At 67.8% G+C, this 16,625-nt stretch carries 12 protein-coding genes; 4 read left to right on the top strand and 8 right to left on the bottom strand.

The annotated features are described in order from the left end of the window. Positions 1-357 precede the first annotated feature (357 nt). A complete protein-coding gene (locus PV764_RS04090) occupies positions 358-2,718 on the top strand; it encodes a TonB-dependent receptor domain-containing protein (protein WP_019185872.1) in 2,361 nt (786 codons plus the stop codon). Continuing rightward, the gene (locus PV764_RS04085) at positions 2,718-4,013 is read left to right on the top strand and encodes an aminotransferase class V-fold PLP-dependent enzyme (protein ID WP_019185871.1); all 1,296 of its coding nucleotides are present in this window, start codon (positions 2,718-2,720) and stop codon (positions 4,011-4,013) included. The genes PV764_RS04090 and PV764_RS04085 overlap by 1 nt, the downstream gene beginning before the upstream one ends. A gap of 60 nt (positions 4,014-4,073) precedes the next feature. Here the strand turns inward: PV764_RS04085 and PV764_RS04080 are convergent, their stop codons facing one another. The 3 genes from PV764_RS04080 to PV764_RS04070 all read right to left on the bottom strand — a co-directional run bounded on the left by PV764_RS04080 (position 4,074) and on the right by PV764_RS04070 (position 7,787). Continuing rightward, a complete protein-coding gene (locus PV764_RS04080) occupies positions 4,074-5,366 on the bottom strand; it encodes a DUF445 domain-containing protein (protein ID WP_421116222.1) in 1,293 nt (430 codons plus the stop codon). 113 nt (positions 5,367-5,479) lie between these two features. Further along, entirely contained in the window at positions 5,480-6,355 is an 876-nt protein-coding gene (locus tag PV764_RS04075; protein WP_046272016.1) for a hypothetical protein, read from the bottom strand. 79 nt (positions 6,356-6,434) lie between these two features. Then, complete coding sequence (locus PV764_RS04070; protein ID WP_046272015.1) at positions 6,435-7,787, bottom strand: aminotransferase class III-fold pyridoxal phosphate-dependent enzyme; 1,353 nt, start codon at positions 7,785-7,787, stop codon at positions 6,435-6,437. Positions 7,788-7,901: 114 nt separating this feature from the next. On the opposite strand from PV764_RS04070, the gene PV764_RS04065 reads away from it, so the two are divergent. Next, on the top strand, positions 7,902-9,404 hold the full coding sequence (locus PV764_RS04065) for an aldehyde dehydrogenase (RefSeq protein WP_421116221.1): 1,503 nt from the start codon (positions 7,902-7,904) through the stop codon (positions 9,402-9,404). 6 nt (positions 9,405-9,410) lie between these two features. Here PV764_RS04065 and PV764_RS04060 read toward each other — a convergent pair whose 3' ends face one another. Further along, positions 9,411-10,037 (bottom strand): hypothetical protein, encoded by a 627-nt coding sequence (locus PV764_RS04060; RefSeq protein ID WP_421116220.1) that lies wholly within the window; start codon positions 10,035-10,037, stop codon positions 9,411-9,413. 172 nt (positions 10,038-10,209) lie between these two features. Here PV764_RS04060 and PV764_RS04055 point away from each other — a divergent pair, with 172 nt between their 5' ends. Beyond that, positions 10,210-11,487 carry an MFS transporter gene (locus PV764_RS04055; protein WP_046272013.1) on the top strand — a complete coding sequence of 426 codons (1,278 nt, stop codon included), beginning with the start codon at positions 10,210-10,212 and terminating at the stop codon, positions 11,485-11,487. Here PV764_RS04055 and PV764_RS04050 read toward each other — a convergent pair whose 3' ends face one another. From PV764_RS04050 to PV764_RS04035, 4 genes are all read right to left on the bottom strand, one after another. Next, entirely contained in the window at positions 11,488-11,949 is a 462-nt protein-coding gene (locus tag PV764_RS04050; protein WP_019185865.1) for a bacteriohemerythrin, read from the bottom strand. It lies immediately after the preceding gene. A gap of 70 nt (positions 11,950-12,019) precedes the next feature. Then, positions 12,020-13,366, bottom strand: a complete 1,347-nt coding sequence (locus PV764_RS04045; protein ID WP_421116219.1) for a diguanylate cyclase — start codon at positions 13,364-13,366, stop codon at positions 12,020-12,022. Between the two features lie 131 nt (positions 13,367-13,497). Beyond that, a complete protein-coding gene (locus PV764_RS04040; RefSeq protein WP_421116218.1) occupies positions 13,498-15,075 on the bottom strand; it encodes an MASE1 domain-containing protein in 1,578 nt (525 codons plus the stop codon). 185 nt (positions 15,076-15,260) lie between these two features. Next, positions 15,261-16,547, bottom strand: coding sequence for an NAD(P)/FAD-dependent oxidoreductase (locus PV764_RS04035; protein WP_421116217.1), 1,287 nt, complete (start codon positions 16,545-16,547; stop codon positions 15,261-15,263). Positions 16,548-16,625 lie beyond the last annotated feature (78 nt).

The following is a 16,625-nucleotide window of genomic DNA, read 5'->3' as shown; positions in this document are numbered from 1 at the left end:
GCGCGCAGTGACGCTGCCGGGGGCAGCAGGGCAGGCGAGGCAGCGGATCAGGAGGTGTACACGGGGCGTTGCGCAGGGAAGGCGTGAGGCATCCGGGCGCCGGTTGGCTAGGCGTACAGCCGATCAGTGAATGATAGTCATTATCATTTCGTTAGACAAGCGTCATGGCGGTGTCGAAATCAGGAAAACGCCGTGCGCGGGCGTATGTGCGGGGGCGGCAACGACGGTCGCCTGCGTGTCACCGCCGGGCAATATCGCGTCAACACACTGTGAGGATGTCGTGACACGCCGTCACGGCGAACCCCCACCTGTTCGTACGCGGAGTCGTCAGTGAATCGTTGTGTGCTTGCTGTAGCGGTGTCGTCCGTCCTTACCTTCGCCCTGGCCGCCGATGCGCGTGCCGAGGCCGCCCCGGCAGGGAATGCCGCGGCCCCCGCCACCCTGGACACGATGATCGTCACCGGCACGCGCGGCAGCAACCGCACGCAGTTCGACACGCTGGCCCCGGTGGACGTGTTCTCGCAGGAAGAAATCCAGGCGATCGAATCCTCCGACCTCAACGATGTGCTGGCCCAACTGGTGCCGTCGTTCGTGGTCCAGCGCATGCCGATGAATGATGGCCTGGTGTTCGTGCGGCCGGCCACGCTGCGCGGCCTCTCGCCGGACCAGACCCTGGTGCTGGTCAATGGTCGCCGCTTCCACCGCTCGGCGCTGCTGGGCGCACGCGGTGCGCAGGGTCCGGACCTGGCCCAGATTCCGGTGCATGCGATCCAGCGCATCGAAGTGCTGCGCGACGGCGCGTCCGCGCAGTACGGCTCGGACGCGATCGCCGGTGTCATCAACATCATCCTGGATGACCGGGTCGGCGGCGAACTGTCGCTGGGGCTCTCCGAGTACAGCGAGGGCGATGGCCTGGGCCGCAAGATCGGGGGCCGCCACGGCTTCGCGCTGGGCGACAAGGGCAGCCTGTCGCTGTTCGCCGACTGGGACAAATCCGATGCGACCTCGCGCAGCCGTCAGCGCGCCGATGCGATCGCCTTCCAGAACGCCCACCCCGATCTGGCCGTGCCCGATCCGGTGCAGCGCTGGGGACAGCCGGACCTGGAAAACCGCCACTTCGGCTTCAACCTCAACCTGGCCTTGAACGACAGCGTCGACCTCTACGGCTTCGGTCTGTACGGCCACAGCGAGGGTGTCAGCGATTTCAACTGGCGCAACCCCGATGGCACCGCCTCGGTCTACAACCGCAGCCGCGTGTTCCCCGGCTGGGACGCACGCAGCCTGTACCCGACCGGCTTCAGCCCGAAATACGGCAACGAGCAGGACGATCTGCAGGGCGTGCTCGGTCTGCGTGGTTACTGGGGCGAGCGCTGGCGCTGGGATGTGAGCGGCTCCTACGGGCGCAACCGCATCGACTACACGCTGGGCAACTCGATCAATGCCTCGCTCGGCCCGGACAGCCCCACCTCGTTCTACCTTGGGCGCCTCTCGCAGGAAGAGAAGAACCTCAACGCGGATATCGTCTATTCGCTGCCGGTCAGCGCGCTGGCCGCGCCGATCAACATCGCCTTCGGTGCGGAGACGCGCGAGGAAACCTACCGCGTGGATGCCGGTGATCCGGCGTCGTATGCGATCGGCCCGGGCGCGGTGACCGGCCTGGCCGGGGGCGCCAACGGTGCGCCGGGGTTCAGCGCGGCCAATGCCGGGCGCTGGAGCCAGCGCAGCCGCGCGGCCTACATCGATGTCGAAGCGCCGTTGACCGCCCGCTGGACCGTGGGCGCGGCGACCCGCTATGAACACTTCTCCGCGTTCGGTGAGAGCGTGGACGGCAAGCTCTCCAGCCGCTTCGAGTTCACCCCGGACCTGGCGCTGCGCGGCTCCGTCTCCACCGGCTTCCGTGCGCCCACGCCTGGCCAGCTCTACACCCAGAGCACCCAGCAGGGCCTGGATACCGTGACCTTGCAGGTGTTCACCACCGGCCGCCTGTCGCCCAGCGATCCGCTGGCGATCCAGCTGGGGGCCAAACCGCTCAAGCCGGAGCAATCGCGCACCGCCTCGCTCGGTCTGACCTGGAAGAATGAGCTGGGCTTCTCCGGCTCGGTGGACCTGTACGACATCAAGGTCACCGATCGCTTCAGCCAGTCGGCCTCGTTCGCGGTGCCGGCCGGGGTACCCAACCCGCTGGCGTACACCTCGGTGAGCTTCTACACCAACGATTTCGACACCACCACGCGCGGTGTCGACGTGGTGGCCAGCCACACCACCGCACTCGGCGCGGGGCGCCTGAGCACCACGCTGGGCTACAACTACAACCAGACCCAGGTGGACAGCGGTGCCACAGGCGTGGCCACCAATGAAAGCCAGCGCCGCATCTTCGAAGAGCGCCTGCCGCGGCAGAAGGCCACCCTCAGCAGTACCTATGCGTGGGGCCGCTTCAGCGTGCTCGGCAAGCTGCGATACTACGGGGCATGGACAGACTCTTCGGGCAATGCCACCGGCGACATCTTCCAGCGCTTCGGGGCGATGAGCTTCGTCGATCTGGCGGTGAGCTGGAACGTCACCGAGCAGCAGACGCTGCGGATCGGCGCGGACAACCTCTTCAACCGCTACCCGGACGAGGCCAGCTTCCAGGCCAGCCGTGGCCTGATCTACTCGCGGAACGCGCCGTATGACACTGACGGCCGCAACCTCTACGCCGAATACCGGATCCGCTACTGATGGACCGGCAACGACGACATCTGCTGCGTGGCGCGCTGGCCCTGCCACTTGCCACGGCGCTGTCCGGTGCGACCGCCATGGGCACTGAGCCGATGGCGCTGCCGGCGGTGGGCACACGCACGCCGGCCGAGCTGGCCGGTGATGAAGGCTGGTGGGACCAGGTCCGTGCACTGTATGACCTCACCGACGAGGTCGTGATGCTGGACAACGGCTACTGGGGCGCGATGGCGCGCCCGGTGCTGCAGGCCTACCAGCAGGCCACCGCCACGGTGAATGCCGGCAACGCCTGGTTCGGGCGGCTCGCGTTTCCACCGCTGTTTGAACAGGCCCGCGTCCGTCTGGCGCAGGTGCTGGGCGTGGAGACCGACGAGATCGTGCTCACCCGCGGTGCCACCGAGGCGATGCAGGTGCTGATCGGCAGCTACCGCGGGCTGTCGCCGGGCGATGCGGTGATGTACGCCGACACCGACTACGACAGCATGATCAGCGCGATGCAGTGGCTGCAGGCGCGGCGCGGCGTGCAGCCGGTGGCGATCACGCTGCCCGAGCCGTTCGACCATGACAGCATCGTGGAGACCTACCGCCGCGCGCTGGCGGCCAACCCGCGCGTACGCCTGCTGCTGCTGACCCACGTCAACCACCGCAACGGCATGCTGCTGCCGGTGGCCGAGATCACCGCACTGGCCAAGGCGGCCGGCGTGGAGGTGGTGCTCGATGCAGCGCATGGCATCGGCCAGGTGGACACGCCGCTGCGCGCGTTGGGCGTGGATTTCATCGGGATCAACCTGCACAAGTGGATCGGCGCGCCGGTCGGTGTCGGGGCGGTATATGTCCGCCGCGGGCGGGTGCGTGACCTGGATCCGTACATGGGTGAGCAGGACCACGACGACATTCGCACCCGCGTGCACACCGGTACGGTCAATTTCGCCGCTTACATGGCGCTGCCGGCCGCACTGGACCTGCACGAGCGCATCGGCGTGGCCAACAAGCGTGCGCGCCTGCTGCGCCTGCGCGCTCAGTGGATGGACGCATTGCGGGACGATGCGCGCATCCAGTTGCTGGGGTCGGACGACCCGCGCCTGTCCAGTGCGATCACCTCGTTTCGGCTGCGCGGGCAGACCACGATGCGCGACAACACCGCCACCTCGCAGCGGATGGTGAAGCAGTCGGGGGTGTTCGTGGTGCCACGCGAAGGGCTCGCCTCCGGAGCCTGCCTGCGGGTGACGCCGGGCATCTTCAGCACGCCGGCGCAGATGGACGCGCTGGTGGCGGCGGTCCGGGCGGTCGCTGGCTGAGTCATCCCACGACGCTGGCAGCGATCCTGCCAGCGTCGCCGGGCGCGCATGCTTCCGGTATTACCAGTGGAACCAGACGGTCAGCGCGTGCAGGATCACGCCGATCAGGCCGCCCACCAGGGTGCCATTGAAACGGATGAACTGCAGGTCGCGGCCCACGCTCAATTCCAGCTGCTCGACCAGGTGGCGTTCGTCCCACCCTTTGACGGTCTGCGCGATGTGCTCGGTCACGCCGCTGCGCAGGCGCGTGGTCAGGCGTTCGGCACCGTCCATCAGGTGCTGGTTGAGTGCTTCGCGCAGCGACGGGTCCGCCTGCAGCGCCTCACCCACCGAGGCCAGGCTGCGGCGCAGATGGCCGGCCAGCGCGGAGTCCTCGCTGGCCAGGTCGGCACGCAGGCTGGCGTGGATCCGCGCCCACAGGCCCTGCACGTACTCCTGCACGGCCGGGTGGTCGATCACCTGCTGTTTGAGCTGCTCGACCTTCTCGGCCAGGGCCGGGTCCTCGCGCAGCCGCTGGATGTAGTCGCTCAGCCAGGTTTCGTAATCGCGCCGCAGGGGGTGTTCGGGCTGGGCCAGGATCTGCTGCAGTTCTTCCAGCACCGCGTGTGCCAGGCGCTCGGCGAGGGTGTCACCGATCTCGTCGATCGGCTTGACCCAGTTGACCGTGCTGGCCAGCTTGGGCCACTCGCGCTGGATGTAGCCCACGATCAGGGTGGAGGCGCGGTCCTTGACCGTCTCGTTGCCCAGCCATTCGCTGATGCGGGTCAGGCCTTCATCCAGCACGCGCTGGTGGCGGTTGTCGGCGGTAAGCAGGCCAAGCAGTTCGCCAGCGGTGGCGGCTGCGTTCCATTGCCGCAGCTGCTGGATCACAAAGCCCTGGATGCTGCGCCGGACCGCCGCTTCATCAAGGAAATCCAGCGCCTGCAGGGCCCAGCCGCGGGCCATGTCGGCCAGCATGCGGGCCCGCGCCGGCTCGGCCAGCCAGCTGCCCAGGCGGCTGGCCGGATCGAACACCTGCAGCCTCGCCAGCAGCGCCTGGGGTTCCAGGAACTGGTCGCGGACGAACAGCGCCAGGCTGTCGGCGATGCGGTCCTTGCTGCGCGGGATGATCGCGGTATGCGGGATCGGCAGCCCCAGCGGACGCCGGAACAGCGCGACCACCGCGAACCAGTCGGCCAGGGCGCCGACGGCAGCGGCTTCGCAGAACGCCGAGACCCAGGCCCAGATGCCGCGTTCGCCGTGCCAATGGCTGACCGCGAAGCCGGCCAGCATCGCCACCAGCATGGCCAGGGCGATCAGTTTGAGCCGTCGCAACTGGGCACGGCGCGGGTCAGGAGGGGAGAGGGGCGTCATCCCGGCAGTCTAACGACCGAAGGATGATTGCGAGGTAGTGCCGGCCGCTGGCCGGCAACCAGGCTCCCCACCCGAAGGTCAATCGCGTTGCCGGCCAGCGGCCGGCACTACCCTCAGAGGTCCGCCACCTGCTTGCGCAGCGCGGCCAGCTGCAGGCGCAGGGTGTCGTTCTCCAGGGTCAGCGCGATGATGCGCTGGCGCAGCTCGGCCGGGCCTTCGCCCAGTGCGTTGAGCGCATCGGCGATCTCGGCGGCGCGGCTGGGGTCGACCTCGGCGTCGCCATCGGCGCTGTGCAGCACCTCCTGGGCCGGCTTGCGCGGCTTGCGCTTGGACTCGCGCACACGCTTGGCGGCCTGCTTGAGCTCGTCCTTGCCGGCAGCGGCTGCGGCACGCTGTTCGTCTTCCGGCAGGTCGGCCACGGCGGCCGCGGCGCTGATCGAGATCACCCCGGTCTTGACCGCTTCCACCAGTTCCGGCGCGGCCCGCTTGTGGATACGCTCGATCATCGTCACCTGGCTGCTGCTCAGGCGCGCTTCGCGGGCCATGTCCGCGCGGCTGACCTTCGGTGCGGCGGCCCACGGCGGGCTGTCTTCGTCAGCGGCCTCGGTCGGCCCGCTGATCTCGCCGTCGCTTTCCTTCTGCAGCTGGGCCTGATCGGCGCGATGGCGCTCAGCCAGGATGTCGCGCTTGCGCAGCGCCAGCACGCCACGCTGGAAGTCGGAGACGCTGCGGCGGCCCAGGTGCTGCTCGATCATCCACAGATGGACGTCGTCCATCGACTGGAATCGCGTGTTCTGGATCGTCTGGAACGGCAGGCCGTGCTTCTGGCAGATGCCGTAGCGGTTGTGGCCATCCACCAGCACCTCGCCCCACAGCACCAGCGCGTCGCGGCAGCCTTCGGCGAGGATGCTGCGCTCCAGGGCGTCGTGCTCGTCCGGGGTCAGCGGGTCGATATAGGCCTTGAGTTCTTCTTTGACGACAATGTCCATGCAATCCGGTACGCGAGCGAAACGTGACCGACCATTGTAAGGATCGCGGGGGCCGGCGTCGTCGCCGGCGGATTCAGGCTCAGCCGGTGGCGCGGATCATCTCGCCCAGCACCTCCACGATGCGGTCGATGTGGCTGCGCTCCAGGATCAGCGGGGGCGACAGCGCGATCACATCGCCGGTGCAGCGCACCAGCAACTCACCATCGCGGAAGCAGCGCTCGAATACTTCATAGCCGCGCGCGCCGGGGGCGTCCTTGCGCGGCATCAGCTCGACTGCGCCGATCAACCCGAAGTTGCGGATGTCCACCACATGCGGCAGCCCGCGCAGGCTGTGCAGTCGCTCCTGCCAGTAATCACCCAGTTCCAGGGCGCGCTCGAAAAGATGCTCCTCGGCGTAGGTATCCAGCGCGGCCAGCGCAGCCGCACACGCCAGCGGGTGACCGGAATAGGTATAGCCGTGGAAAAATTCGATGGCGGCCGCCGGGCCCTGCATGAAGGCGCCGTGGATCGCATCGCTGGCCAGCACCGCGCCCATCGGCACCGCGCCGTTGGTCAGGCCCTTGGCCAGGGTCAGCAGGTCCGGGGTGACCCCGAAGCGCTGGGCGGCGAAGGCGTGGCCGACCCGGCCGAAACCGGTGATCACCTCGTCGAACACCAGCAGAATGCCGTGCTGGTCGCAGATCTCGCGCAGGCGCTGCAGATAGCCCGGCGCAGGCAGGATCACCCCGGCCGAACCGGCGATCGGCTCGACGAACACCGCAGCGATGGTGGAGGCATCGTGCAGCGCGATCAGGCGCTCCAGATCCTCGGCCAGTTCGGCCCCGTGGCGGGGCAGGCCAGGGCTGAAGGCATTGCGCTCCAGATCGAGCGTATGGCGCAGGAAATCGCTACCGGGCAACAACGGCCCGAACGTCTTGCGGTTGTTGGGCAGGCCACCGATCGACATGCCGCCGAAGCCGACGCCGTGATACGCCTTCTCCCGCCCGATGAAGCGGGTGCGGTGACCCTCGCCGCGCAGGCGATGGTAGGCCAGCGCGATCTTCATCGCGGTATCCACCGCCTCGGAGCCGGAGTTGGTGAAGAACACATGGTTCAAGCTGGCCGGTGCCAGTGCGGCCAGCCGTTGCGCCAGCACGAACGGCAACGGCGAGCCCATCTGGAACGGTGGCGCGAAATCCAGCGTGGCAGCCTGCTGCTGGATCGCCTGGACGATCCGCGGCCGCGCATGCCCCGCGTTGCAGCACCACAGGCCGGCCGCGCCATCCAGGATCGGGCGGTCGTCGACGTCGTGGTAGTACATGCCCTCGGCGCGTACCAGCAGGCGCGGCGCAGCCTTGAACTGGCGGTTGGCGGTGAATGGCATCCAGTAGGCGTCCAGCTCTGCGGGCGCTTGTCCGGCCAGGGTGGACAACGACAACTCGGGACGAGGCATGGGGCACTCCGCAGGGTCGCGACGGTCACGACTTTATCGCACCCGCATCACGTCACTCCGTGATGGCCGCGGGTATAACCGCTTTACCCGACTCACTGAACGAGGACGACGCCGATGAACGCCGCACGCACCCGTGAGGACTGGCAGCGCCAGGCCGATGCACTGACCTTCCAAGGCCAGGCCTTCATCGATGGGCGCTACGTGGACGCCGCCAGTGGCGCGCGCTATGACTGCATCAGCCCGATCGATGGCCGCGTGCTGGTGCAGGTAGCCGACGCCGATACGACAGACGTTGACCGTGCGGTCGCCGCGGCGCGTCGCAGTTTCGATGCGGGCGACTGGTCGCGGGCGGCACCCTCGCACCGCAAGCAGGTGCTGCTGCGGCTGGCCGATCTGGTCGAGCAGCACGCCGATGCGCTCGCGTTGCTGGAAGCCCTGGACATGGGCAAGCCGGTCCGCGACGCACGCGAAGGCGATCTGGCCGGCGTCGTGCGGTGCCTGCGCTGGACCGCCGAGGCGGTGGACAAGGTATATGGCGAAGTCGCCCCCACAGCGCTCGACACGCTGGGCCTGATCATCCGCGAGCCGGTCGGCGTTGTCGCGGTGATCGTGCCGTGGAATTTCCCGCTGTTGATGGCGTCGTGGAAGATCGCCCCGGCGCTGGCGGCAGGCAATTCCGTGGTCCTCAAACCCTCCGAACGCTCGCCGTTGAGCGCGATCCGCCTGGCCGCACTGGTGGCCAAGGCCGGTGTGCCCGACGGCGTGTTCAACGTGCTGCCTGGCCACGGCGAGCGCACCGGTGAGCCGCTGGCGCTGCACATGGACGTGGATGCGCTGGCCTTCACCGGTTCCACCGCGGTGGGCCGCCGGTTGCTGCAATGCGCGGGCAGATCGAATCTCAAGCGCACCTGGCTGGAGTGCGGTGGCAAGAGCCCGAACCTCGTGTTCGCCGATGCGCCCGATCTGGACAAGGCCGCCCAGGCCGCCGCCACGGCGATCTTCTACAACCAGGGCGAGGTGTGCACCGCCGGCTCGCGCCTGCTGGTCCAGCGCTCGATCAAGGATGCCTTCGTGGCCCGGGTCCTGGCGCATGGGCGGCACATGCAGCCACAGCACCCGTTCGAGCCGGAGGCGGCGATGGGCGCGCTGGTCGACGACGCGCACGCCGGCCGCGTGCTGGACTACGTGGCCCGCGGCGAGGCCGAGGGCGCGCGCCTGCTGCTGGGTGGCAAGCGCTTGGAGGTGGTGCCGGGTGGCAGCTATGTCGAGCCGACCGTCTTCGACGAGGTCGATCCGCAGCACACGATCGCCCGCGAGGAAATCTTCGGGCCGGTCCTCTCGGTGCTCACGTTCGATCACGAGGCGGACGCGCTGCGCATGGCCAATGATTCGATCTACGGGCTGGCCGCTGGCGTATGGACGCGCGACCTGGGCCGCGCGCACCGGGTGGCACGCGGCCTGCGTGCCGGCAGCGTCTGGGTCAACCAGTGGGATGGCGGGGACATGACCGCCCCGTTCGGTGGCTACAAGCAGTCCGGCATCGGCCGCGACAAATCCCTGCACGCCTTCGACAAGTACACCGAACTCAAGGCGACCTGGATCCACCTGGGCGGCTGACCTCGCTCAGCAGTCCTGGCTGTGGCGGACCAGCGACTCGCGCAGCAGGTCGCGATCCCGTTCATCCACGGCGCTGCGCAGGTAGTCGATCTGCTGCCGGGTCAGGCGGCACTGGTCCACCGTGTAGCCGGGGGGCCAGGCACCGATCAGCTGGAAAATGCCCTGCACGATCTGCTCCGGCGACATTCCGGCGTTCATGCGGAAGCGCTCGCGCCGCGGTTGGAAGGCCGCGTGCACCTCACGGGCGCCCAGCACGCGCGGGGCCAGTGAGGCCGCTTCGATGCCGCTGCCGGTCAGCGACGATGGCACGCTCAGGTCAAGCGGGGCGGTCACTTCCGGCAGAGCCGGCGCGGCGTCGGCTGCGGCGACCGGCACGACCACGGCCGGCGCAGGCAGGCGCTGCGATGCGGGGGCCTGCCGTGTGCGGGGCGTCGTGGCACTAGGCGGTGGCGAAACCGGTACCGGCAACGGGCGAGGCAGCCAGTACACCTGCAGGCGCTCATCCGCGAAGGCATCACCCGGGCCGGGTGAACGCAGCAGCACGCCCAGCATCAGCCCGTGTACGGCCATCACCACCGCGATGGCGCTGGGCTGGGTCCAGCGCGAGCGGGCACGCTTCCTTGAGCCTGACATCCGGAACCTTCCTGGCGGGTGACCGCGGTCAGACCCGGTGAGCGGGTGGAAGTTCCTGGCTGGCACGCAGCCTGTGGACCCGGTCACTGGCTGACAGTCTCGTCTGCAACCATCGCGGCAGGCGCGGGAAGGCCGTGGCAGAATCCGGCAGCTGCCCTTTTCTGCGTACCCGATGTCCACACCTGCTGTCGCACCCGTCGTGAACTCCCCCCGCCGCATCCTGCTGGCGAGCCTGATCGGCACCACCATCGAGTTCTTCGATTTCTACATCTACGCCACCGCGGCGGTGCTGGTGTTTCCGCACCTGTTCTTCCCCGAGAGCAGCGATGGCGCGGCGATGCTGCAGTCGCTGGCGACCTTCGCCGTGGCCTTCATCGCGCGGCCGGTCGGCTCGGCGGTGTTCGGTCACTACGGCGACCGCATCGGGCGCAAGGCCACGCTGGTGGCGGCATTGCTGACGATGGGGGTTTCCACGGTGGCCATCGGCCTGCTGCCCACGCATGCCAGCATCGGCCTGGTCGCACCGGCACTGCTGGCGTTGTGCCGTTTCGGGCAAGGCCTGGGGCTGGGGGGAGAGTGGGGTGGTGCGGTGCTGCTGGCCACCGAGAATGCACCGCCCGGCAAGCGCGCCTGGTACGGCATGTTCCCGCAGCTGGGTGCTCCGCTGGGCTTCCTGCTCTCGGCCGGTATCTTCCTGCTGCTCGGCCGCGCGATGAGCGAAGCAGATTTCCTGCAATGGGGGTGGCGCGTGCCGTTCCTGGCCAGTTCGCTGCTGGTCGGCATCGGCCTGTGGGTGCGCTTGAACATCCACGAGACCCCGCAGTTCCAGGCCGCACTGGACCGCAACGAGCGGGTCAGGCTGCCGATGTGGAGCGTGCTGCGCGACCACCCGTTGACGCTGGTACTGGGCACGCTGGGAGCGTTCGCCACCTTCGTGCTGTTCTACCTGATGACGGTGTTCACTCTCGGCCATGGCACTACCGTGCTGGGCTACTCGCGCGAGCAGTTCCTGCTGCTGCAGATGGTCGGCATCCTGTTCTTCGCGGCGGGCATTCCCATTTCCGCGCTGTACGGCGACCGCTGGGGCACGCGCCGCACGATGATCGTGGCCAGCGGCCTGATCCTCGCCTTCGGCGTGGCGTTCGCGCCGCTGTTCCAGGCCGGCAGCCCGTGGCTGGTGCTGGGGTTCCTGGCGCTGGGCCTGTTCCTGATGGGCCTGACCTACGGCCCGTGCGGCACCTTCCTGGCCGAGATCTATCCGGTGCAGGTGCGCTACACCGGCGCCTCGCTCTCGTTCAACCTGGCCGGCATTCTCGGTGCGGCCCCGGCGCCGTACGTGGCCACCTGGCTGGCCGAACGCTATGGCCTGGTCGCCGTCGGCTACTACCTCTGCGTGACGGCGCTGATCACCATCGTGGCCCTGCTGGCGATGGGCCGGCGCGGGCGCTGATCAGCGGAAGAAGCGCTTGAGCGTGCGGCCCAGCCAACTGCCCTGCTGGTGCTCGCGCGCGAACTGGTTGAGGTGTTGTTTGACCTGCGGCGCGTACGCCTTGTCATCGCCCCGGATGTGGTTGAACAGCCAGCGCGACAACATCGTGCGCAGCTCTTCGGTGATGTCCTCACCGGCCTGGAAACGCAGCCGGTACTCGCCCACGCGCTTGCCGAAGATCTCATGCACGCGCTTGTGCGCCGAACAGAACGGATAGCCGGCTTCCTCCATCAGCTCTTCTTCGAAGGCGAAATGGGACATCGTGTAATCCACCAGCTCGTCGATCACCTCGGCCACGGCCAGCCGCTCCAGGCTCTTCTGGGCGACATGCAGGTGGTTGAGCATCTCCACGATGCGCATGTGCTGGTGATCGATGACATCGATACCGATGTTCAGATCGTCCTGCCAGACCAGAAGTGCCATGGTGCGTTCCCCGCGCTGTTCAACTGGGGGCGACTCTAGGCAGTCGCGGCCGGGGCCGCGTTGATCTCGATCAAGGCACCAGGGCAGGCTCGCGCTGGCGTGGGCCGGTGGCCACGGTGGCGCAGTGGACCCGGTTGCGGCCGCCGGCCTTGGCCAGGTACAGCTGGCGGTCGGCCTCGGAAATCAGCCGGTGCAGCGAGTCGCGCTGCGGGCGCAGGCAGCACAGCCCGATACTCACCGTCATGCGCAGCGTGGTGTGGCCCAGGTCGACCTCCAGCGCGGCGATGGCCTGGCGCAGTTCGTCGAAGTAGTGCACGGCCTGCTCTTCATCCATGCCGGGCACCAGCAGGCAGAACTCCTCGCCACCGAAGCGCGCGATCAGGTCTTCCTGGCGCGCGTGCTGGGCGACCGCCGCGGCCACCGCGCGCAGCGCGTCATCGCCGGCCTCATGGCCGTGGGTATCGTTGATGTGCTTGAAGTGGTCGATGTCGATCATCGCCACCGCCACCTTCTCGCCATCCAGGTGCAGCTGCGGCAGCTGGCGCTGGCTCTGTTCCAGGAAGCAGCGGCGATTGGGCAGGCCGGTCAGGAAATCACGGGTGGCCAGGTCCTGCAGGGTGCCGATCAGCTCCAGCTGGTCCACGTTCTGCGAGACGCGGCAGAAGAACTCCTCGCGCGAGAAGGGCTTGCGCAGGAAGTCGTTGGCGCCGTTCTTGAGGAAGCGGGGGATCAGCGATGGGTCGGTATTGCCGGAGATCCCGATCACCGCCAGCTTGTCGCGTGAGCGCATCGTGCGCAGGCGGCGGGTGAACTCCACCCCCTCCATGCCCGGCATCTCCTGGTCGACCACGGCCAGCCGGATCGCCGGGTGCGCTTCGATCGCCTTCAGCCCTTCGGCACCGTCGGCCGCCTCGTAGACATCATGCCCGTACATGCGCAGCAGCGAGGCGGCGTACATCCGTGCCGACATCGAATCATCCACCACCACCGCGGCGATCCGCCGGTTGCGCTCCAGCCGCTGTACCAGCCACACCAGGTAATCGATGCTGCCCGGCGTGTTCTTCAGCACGTAATCGATGATCTGCTGCTGCAGCACCCGTTTGCGCAAGTCTTCGTCGTAGACGCCGCTGACCACCACCGTGGGCAACCCGCGTGAGAGGAAGTAGTCCACCACGGTATCGCGGTCACCATCGGCCAGCACCAGGCCGGTCAGGACCAGGAACCAACCCTGTTCCTCGTCCAGCAACCGCCCGGCCTCGGCCAGGCTGGTCGCGACCGACACCGGCAGCTCCAGCCGCTGCTCGATCGCTTCGCGCAGCATGCTGGTGAACGTGCGCGAGTTTTCCACCAGCAGGATCCGCTGGGGCAGGGCATCACCGGGGTCGCTGAGGACAGCGCCCTGCAACAGTGCCGGCATGAGGCGTACGCTCGGTTCCGAGTGGGTCGGGACTGGTAGCGGCGGTTTCACGCGTAACTTTAGGGGTGGTCGACGCGTTCCGTCCGTGCTCGCCGAAGGCCTGGACATTCCGTCGCCCGCTCAGGCAGGCGCTATGCGCAACCCGTGCGCAGCAGCGTTTCACTCCGTTGCGGGACGGGGAGGGCGGTCTCCCTCAGCAGAATCCTGATGCGATTGTGGCGGCAATGCACTCTCCCGCCGTGGGCAAGCACGCGTGCCGTCAGCTGCTCACGCGCCAGGTCCGTCGTTGCCCACGAGAGCGCGCGGCCTCTGTCCAGCAGTGCCACCACCATGACGATTCCGCGCTGCTCCCGCACGCGGCCGCAACGTGTCTGGATACTGAGCTGACCGGTTTCCTGCCCCAGCAGAAGAGACACAGCATCACTCAACGTCCGATAGGCCGCCAATTGCAGTTCCACACTCAAATGACAGGGATTGCCGGCGAGGCGTGGACGGGTTACGCGATGCGTTTCTTCCCAGGCCTGGCGAAGACCGCCAGTCTGCATGGTCAGATAAAGGCCGAGCTGCTCAAGCGAGGTTGGATAGAGGAGGCTGGTCTGTTCGCGGAACTGTCGTGCGTGCTTCGCCGATGCACGTAGCAGGTCAGTGGCGGTGTCGTGGTGACCGTGCGACTGAAGCCATGTCATCACCTGGCTGAGTGAAGCATCGATTCCATCGCCGATTTCCCTCAGATGAAGCGCGCGCTCTTTGAGGTGCATTTCCGTGGAGATCTGAGACGTTCTGGCTAGCGCCCGGGCCGCTTCTTCGGCCAGCGCGCGGGCCCTGTACTGCTGGCGGTAATAGCTGATGCTCGAGCCCAGCGCCAGGAGCGCGATGCTGAGCACTGCCATGCTCTGCTGCGTGGCGAAGGTCTCCGCGTCGAAGGATTCCGGATGGCCGGAACTGGGCGTCGTCATGTGGATGATCAGGTTCAGCAGCGGAACGCCGATGGCGGCTCCGCGCCATCCATGCATGCACGTGAGCGCAATCGCAGGCAGCGCCATCAACAGCAGCACGCTGGCCTTGGCACCAGCGGTTTCCGGTGCCATCACGGTGGCCGACAGTCCGAGCAGAAGGGTCAGCCCGATGGCGGCCAGGGTGGGCACCGTGAAGCGCCTCGACCACTCTGGTTCACTCCGCCGACGTGTCCAGAGCAGCGCAGGCAACGCGACGGTCAAGATGGCAATGAAATCGCCCAGAAACATGCGGGCTGCGCCGCTAAGCGGCGGAATGGAGGGGGGTACCGGCCATAGCAGGTGCGATGCTGTGATATTGATCGTAGTGGCTGCAGCGGCGGAAGCGATCGCGACGGACACCAGCCAGATGTCGGTAGTACCTGCCATCATCCTGCGGTGTAGACGAACGATCATCGCCACGGCGGGCATGAGGAACGCCGAACCAAGGACGACCCATAGCCAGCCATACTTACCGATCATCGGAACGCGCATCTGCGCAAAGTAGGCGTACTCCCCAAGGAGGAGGTAAGGCCACAGTCGCGGTGGGCAGATCAGCAGTGCGGCAACGCGCACGCCGGCCGGCAGGTAAAACTGGTCGAGGGATATTTTCCGAGCGCCCCAGCAGGCCACGGCGTACACCACCGCAAGGATCCATCCGGCCGGTTGGATACGTAGATTCAGATGAAAACCTTCGTTCGACCACTGCAGTCCCACGACCCCCTCCCATCTCGCCGGTGGGAAATCCCAGGGCGAGTGCCGATTCCGCACGAGCATCCGTTCCATGCTGACGGTATCGACAGAAGGCCGATCGTGCAATTGCGGGATCGCGGCCGGATCTCAGGCACCGGTTCGCGCCAGTTCAGTTTCTGTAACACGCAGGATGCCGGCCCCTTGAACCCTTACCACAACGCATCGCGCAGCTTGTACCAGGACATCGCCGCCACCAGCAGCGGCGTCCGCAGCAGGCGCCCGCCGGGGAAAGGGCGGTGCGGGATACGCTCGAACACGTCCAGCCGCTCCGCCTGCCCGGCAATCGCCTCGGCCAGCACTTGGCCTGCCAGGCCCGCAGCGGCAACACCGTGGCCGGAAAAGCCCTGCGCGAAATAGACATTCGGGGTCAGCCGGCCCCAGTGCGGGGCACGGTTGCGGGTGATGTCGACATAACCGCCCCACACGTACTCCAGCTCCACGTCGGCCAGCTGCGGGAACACCGCGCGCATGCGCCGGGTCATCACCCCGCGCAGGCCGGGCGGGGGCAGGGCGGAGTAGCTGGCCTGGCCGCCGAACAGCAGGCGGTGGTCGCGGCTCAGTCGGAAATAGTCCAGCGCCCAGCTGACATCGGCCACGGCCATGTCGTTGCGGATCAATGATTGCGCCCGCGCCTGCCCGAGGACCGCGCTGGCGCCGATGTAGGTGCCGACCGGCATGATCCGCGATTCCAGCTCGGGCGCGATGCCCTCCAGCCAGGCGTTGCCGGCGATCACCACGTGATCGGCGCTGACCGTGCCGTGCGCGGTACGCAGTTGCGGCCGGGTCCCCCGGATCAACTGCAGTACCGGCGACTGCTCGTGGATCACCGCCCCGGCTGCCTCGGCGGCACGGGCCAGGCCCTGTGCGTAGGCCAGCGGATGCAGATGGCCGCTGTGAGGATCGAACATGGCCCCGCGATAGCGCGGACTGTCCAGTTGCCCGCGCAGCTGGGCGCGGTCCCACCACTCCAGGGGATAGTCGTAGCGCTGGGCCAGATCGATCAGCCCGGCGCGCAGCATGCGCTCCTGGCGGGGCTTGATCGGCACGCTGGCGTGGCCGTCGCGCCAGTCGCAGTCGATCTGGTGGCGGGCGATGCGGTCGCGCAGCAGGCGCATGCCGTCGCGCGAGAACTCGAACAGCGCCCGCGCATCTTCGGCGCCGACCAGATGCTCGAGCGTGTCCACCTCGCAGCCGTAGCCGACGATGGCCTGGCCGCCGTTGCGCCCTGAGGCCCCCCAGCCGACCCGGTGGGCCTCCAGCAGCACGACGCGATACCCGCGTTCGGCGAGGGTGAGCGCGGCGGAGAGGCCGGTGTAACCGGCGCCGAGCACGCAGACGTCGGCGTTCAGATCGCCGGCCAGTGGCCCACGCAGCGGGGCATCAGCCACGCTGTCGGCGTACCAGCTGGGTGCGTGCGCCTCGCCGGCGGTGGTCATGCCGGGCTCCGGCGGGCGATGGACAGGTCAGGAATCATGGACAAAGGATGCCAGCAACCGAGGCGCGTAACAGCGGGC

Origin of the sequence: Stenotrophomonas sp. AS1, assembly GCF_048957655.1 — a bacterium.
Classification (GTDB): Bacteria; Pseudomonadota; Gammaproteobacteria; order Xanthomonadales; family Xanthomonadaceae; genus Stenotrophomonas; species Stenotrophomonas bentonitica_A.
This window is presented reverse-complemented; position numbering and strand designations above follow the sequence as displayed.

Bases quoted from the DNA above. Each gene is read 5' to 3' on its own strand.
- PV764_RS04035 (WP_421116217.1), bottom strand. From the start codon at position 16,547: ATGACCACCGCCGGCGAGGCGCACGCACCCAGCTGGTACGCCGACAGC.
- PV764_RS04065 (WP_421116221.1), top strand. From the start codon at position 7,902: ATGAACGCCGCACGCACCCGTGAGGACTGGCAGCGCCAGGCCGATGCA.
- PV764_RS04075 (WP_046272016.1), bottom strand. From the start codon at position 6,355: ATGGACATTGTCGTCAAAGAAGAACTCAAGGCCTATATCGACCCGCTG.
- PV764_RS04045 (WP_421116219.1), bottom strand. From the start codon at position 13,366: ATGCCGGCACTGTTGCAGGGCGCTGTCCTCAGCGACCCCGGTGATGCC.
- PV764_RS04060 (WP_421116220.1), bottom strand. From the start codon at position 10,037: ATGTCAGGCTCAAGGAAGCGTGCCCGCTCGCGCTGGACCCAGCCCAGC.
- PV764_RS04050 (WP_019185865.1), bottom strand. From the start codon at position 11,949: ATGGCACTTCTGGTCTGGCAGGACGATCTGAACATCGGTATCGATGTC.
- PV764_RS04080 (WP_421116222.1), bottom strand. From the start codon at position 5,366: ATGACGCCCCTCTCCCCTCCTGACCCGCGCCGTGCCCAGTTGCGACGG.
- PV764_RS04085 (WP_019185871.1), top strand. From the start codon at position 2,718: ATGGACCGGCAACGACGACATCTGCTGCGTGGCGCGCTGGCCCTGCCA.
- PV764_RS04070 (WP_046272015.1), bottom strand. From the start codon at position 7,787: ATGCCTCGTCCCGAGTTGTCGTTGTCCACCCTGGCCGGACAAGCGCCC.
- PV764_RS04055 (WP_046272013.1), top strand. From the start codon at position 10,210: ATGTCCACACCTGCTGTCGCACCCGTCGTGAACTCCCCCCGCCGCATC.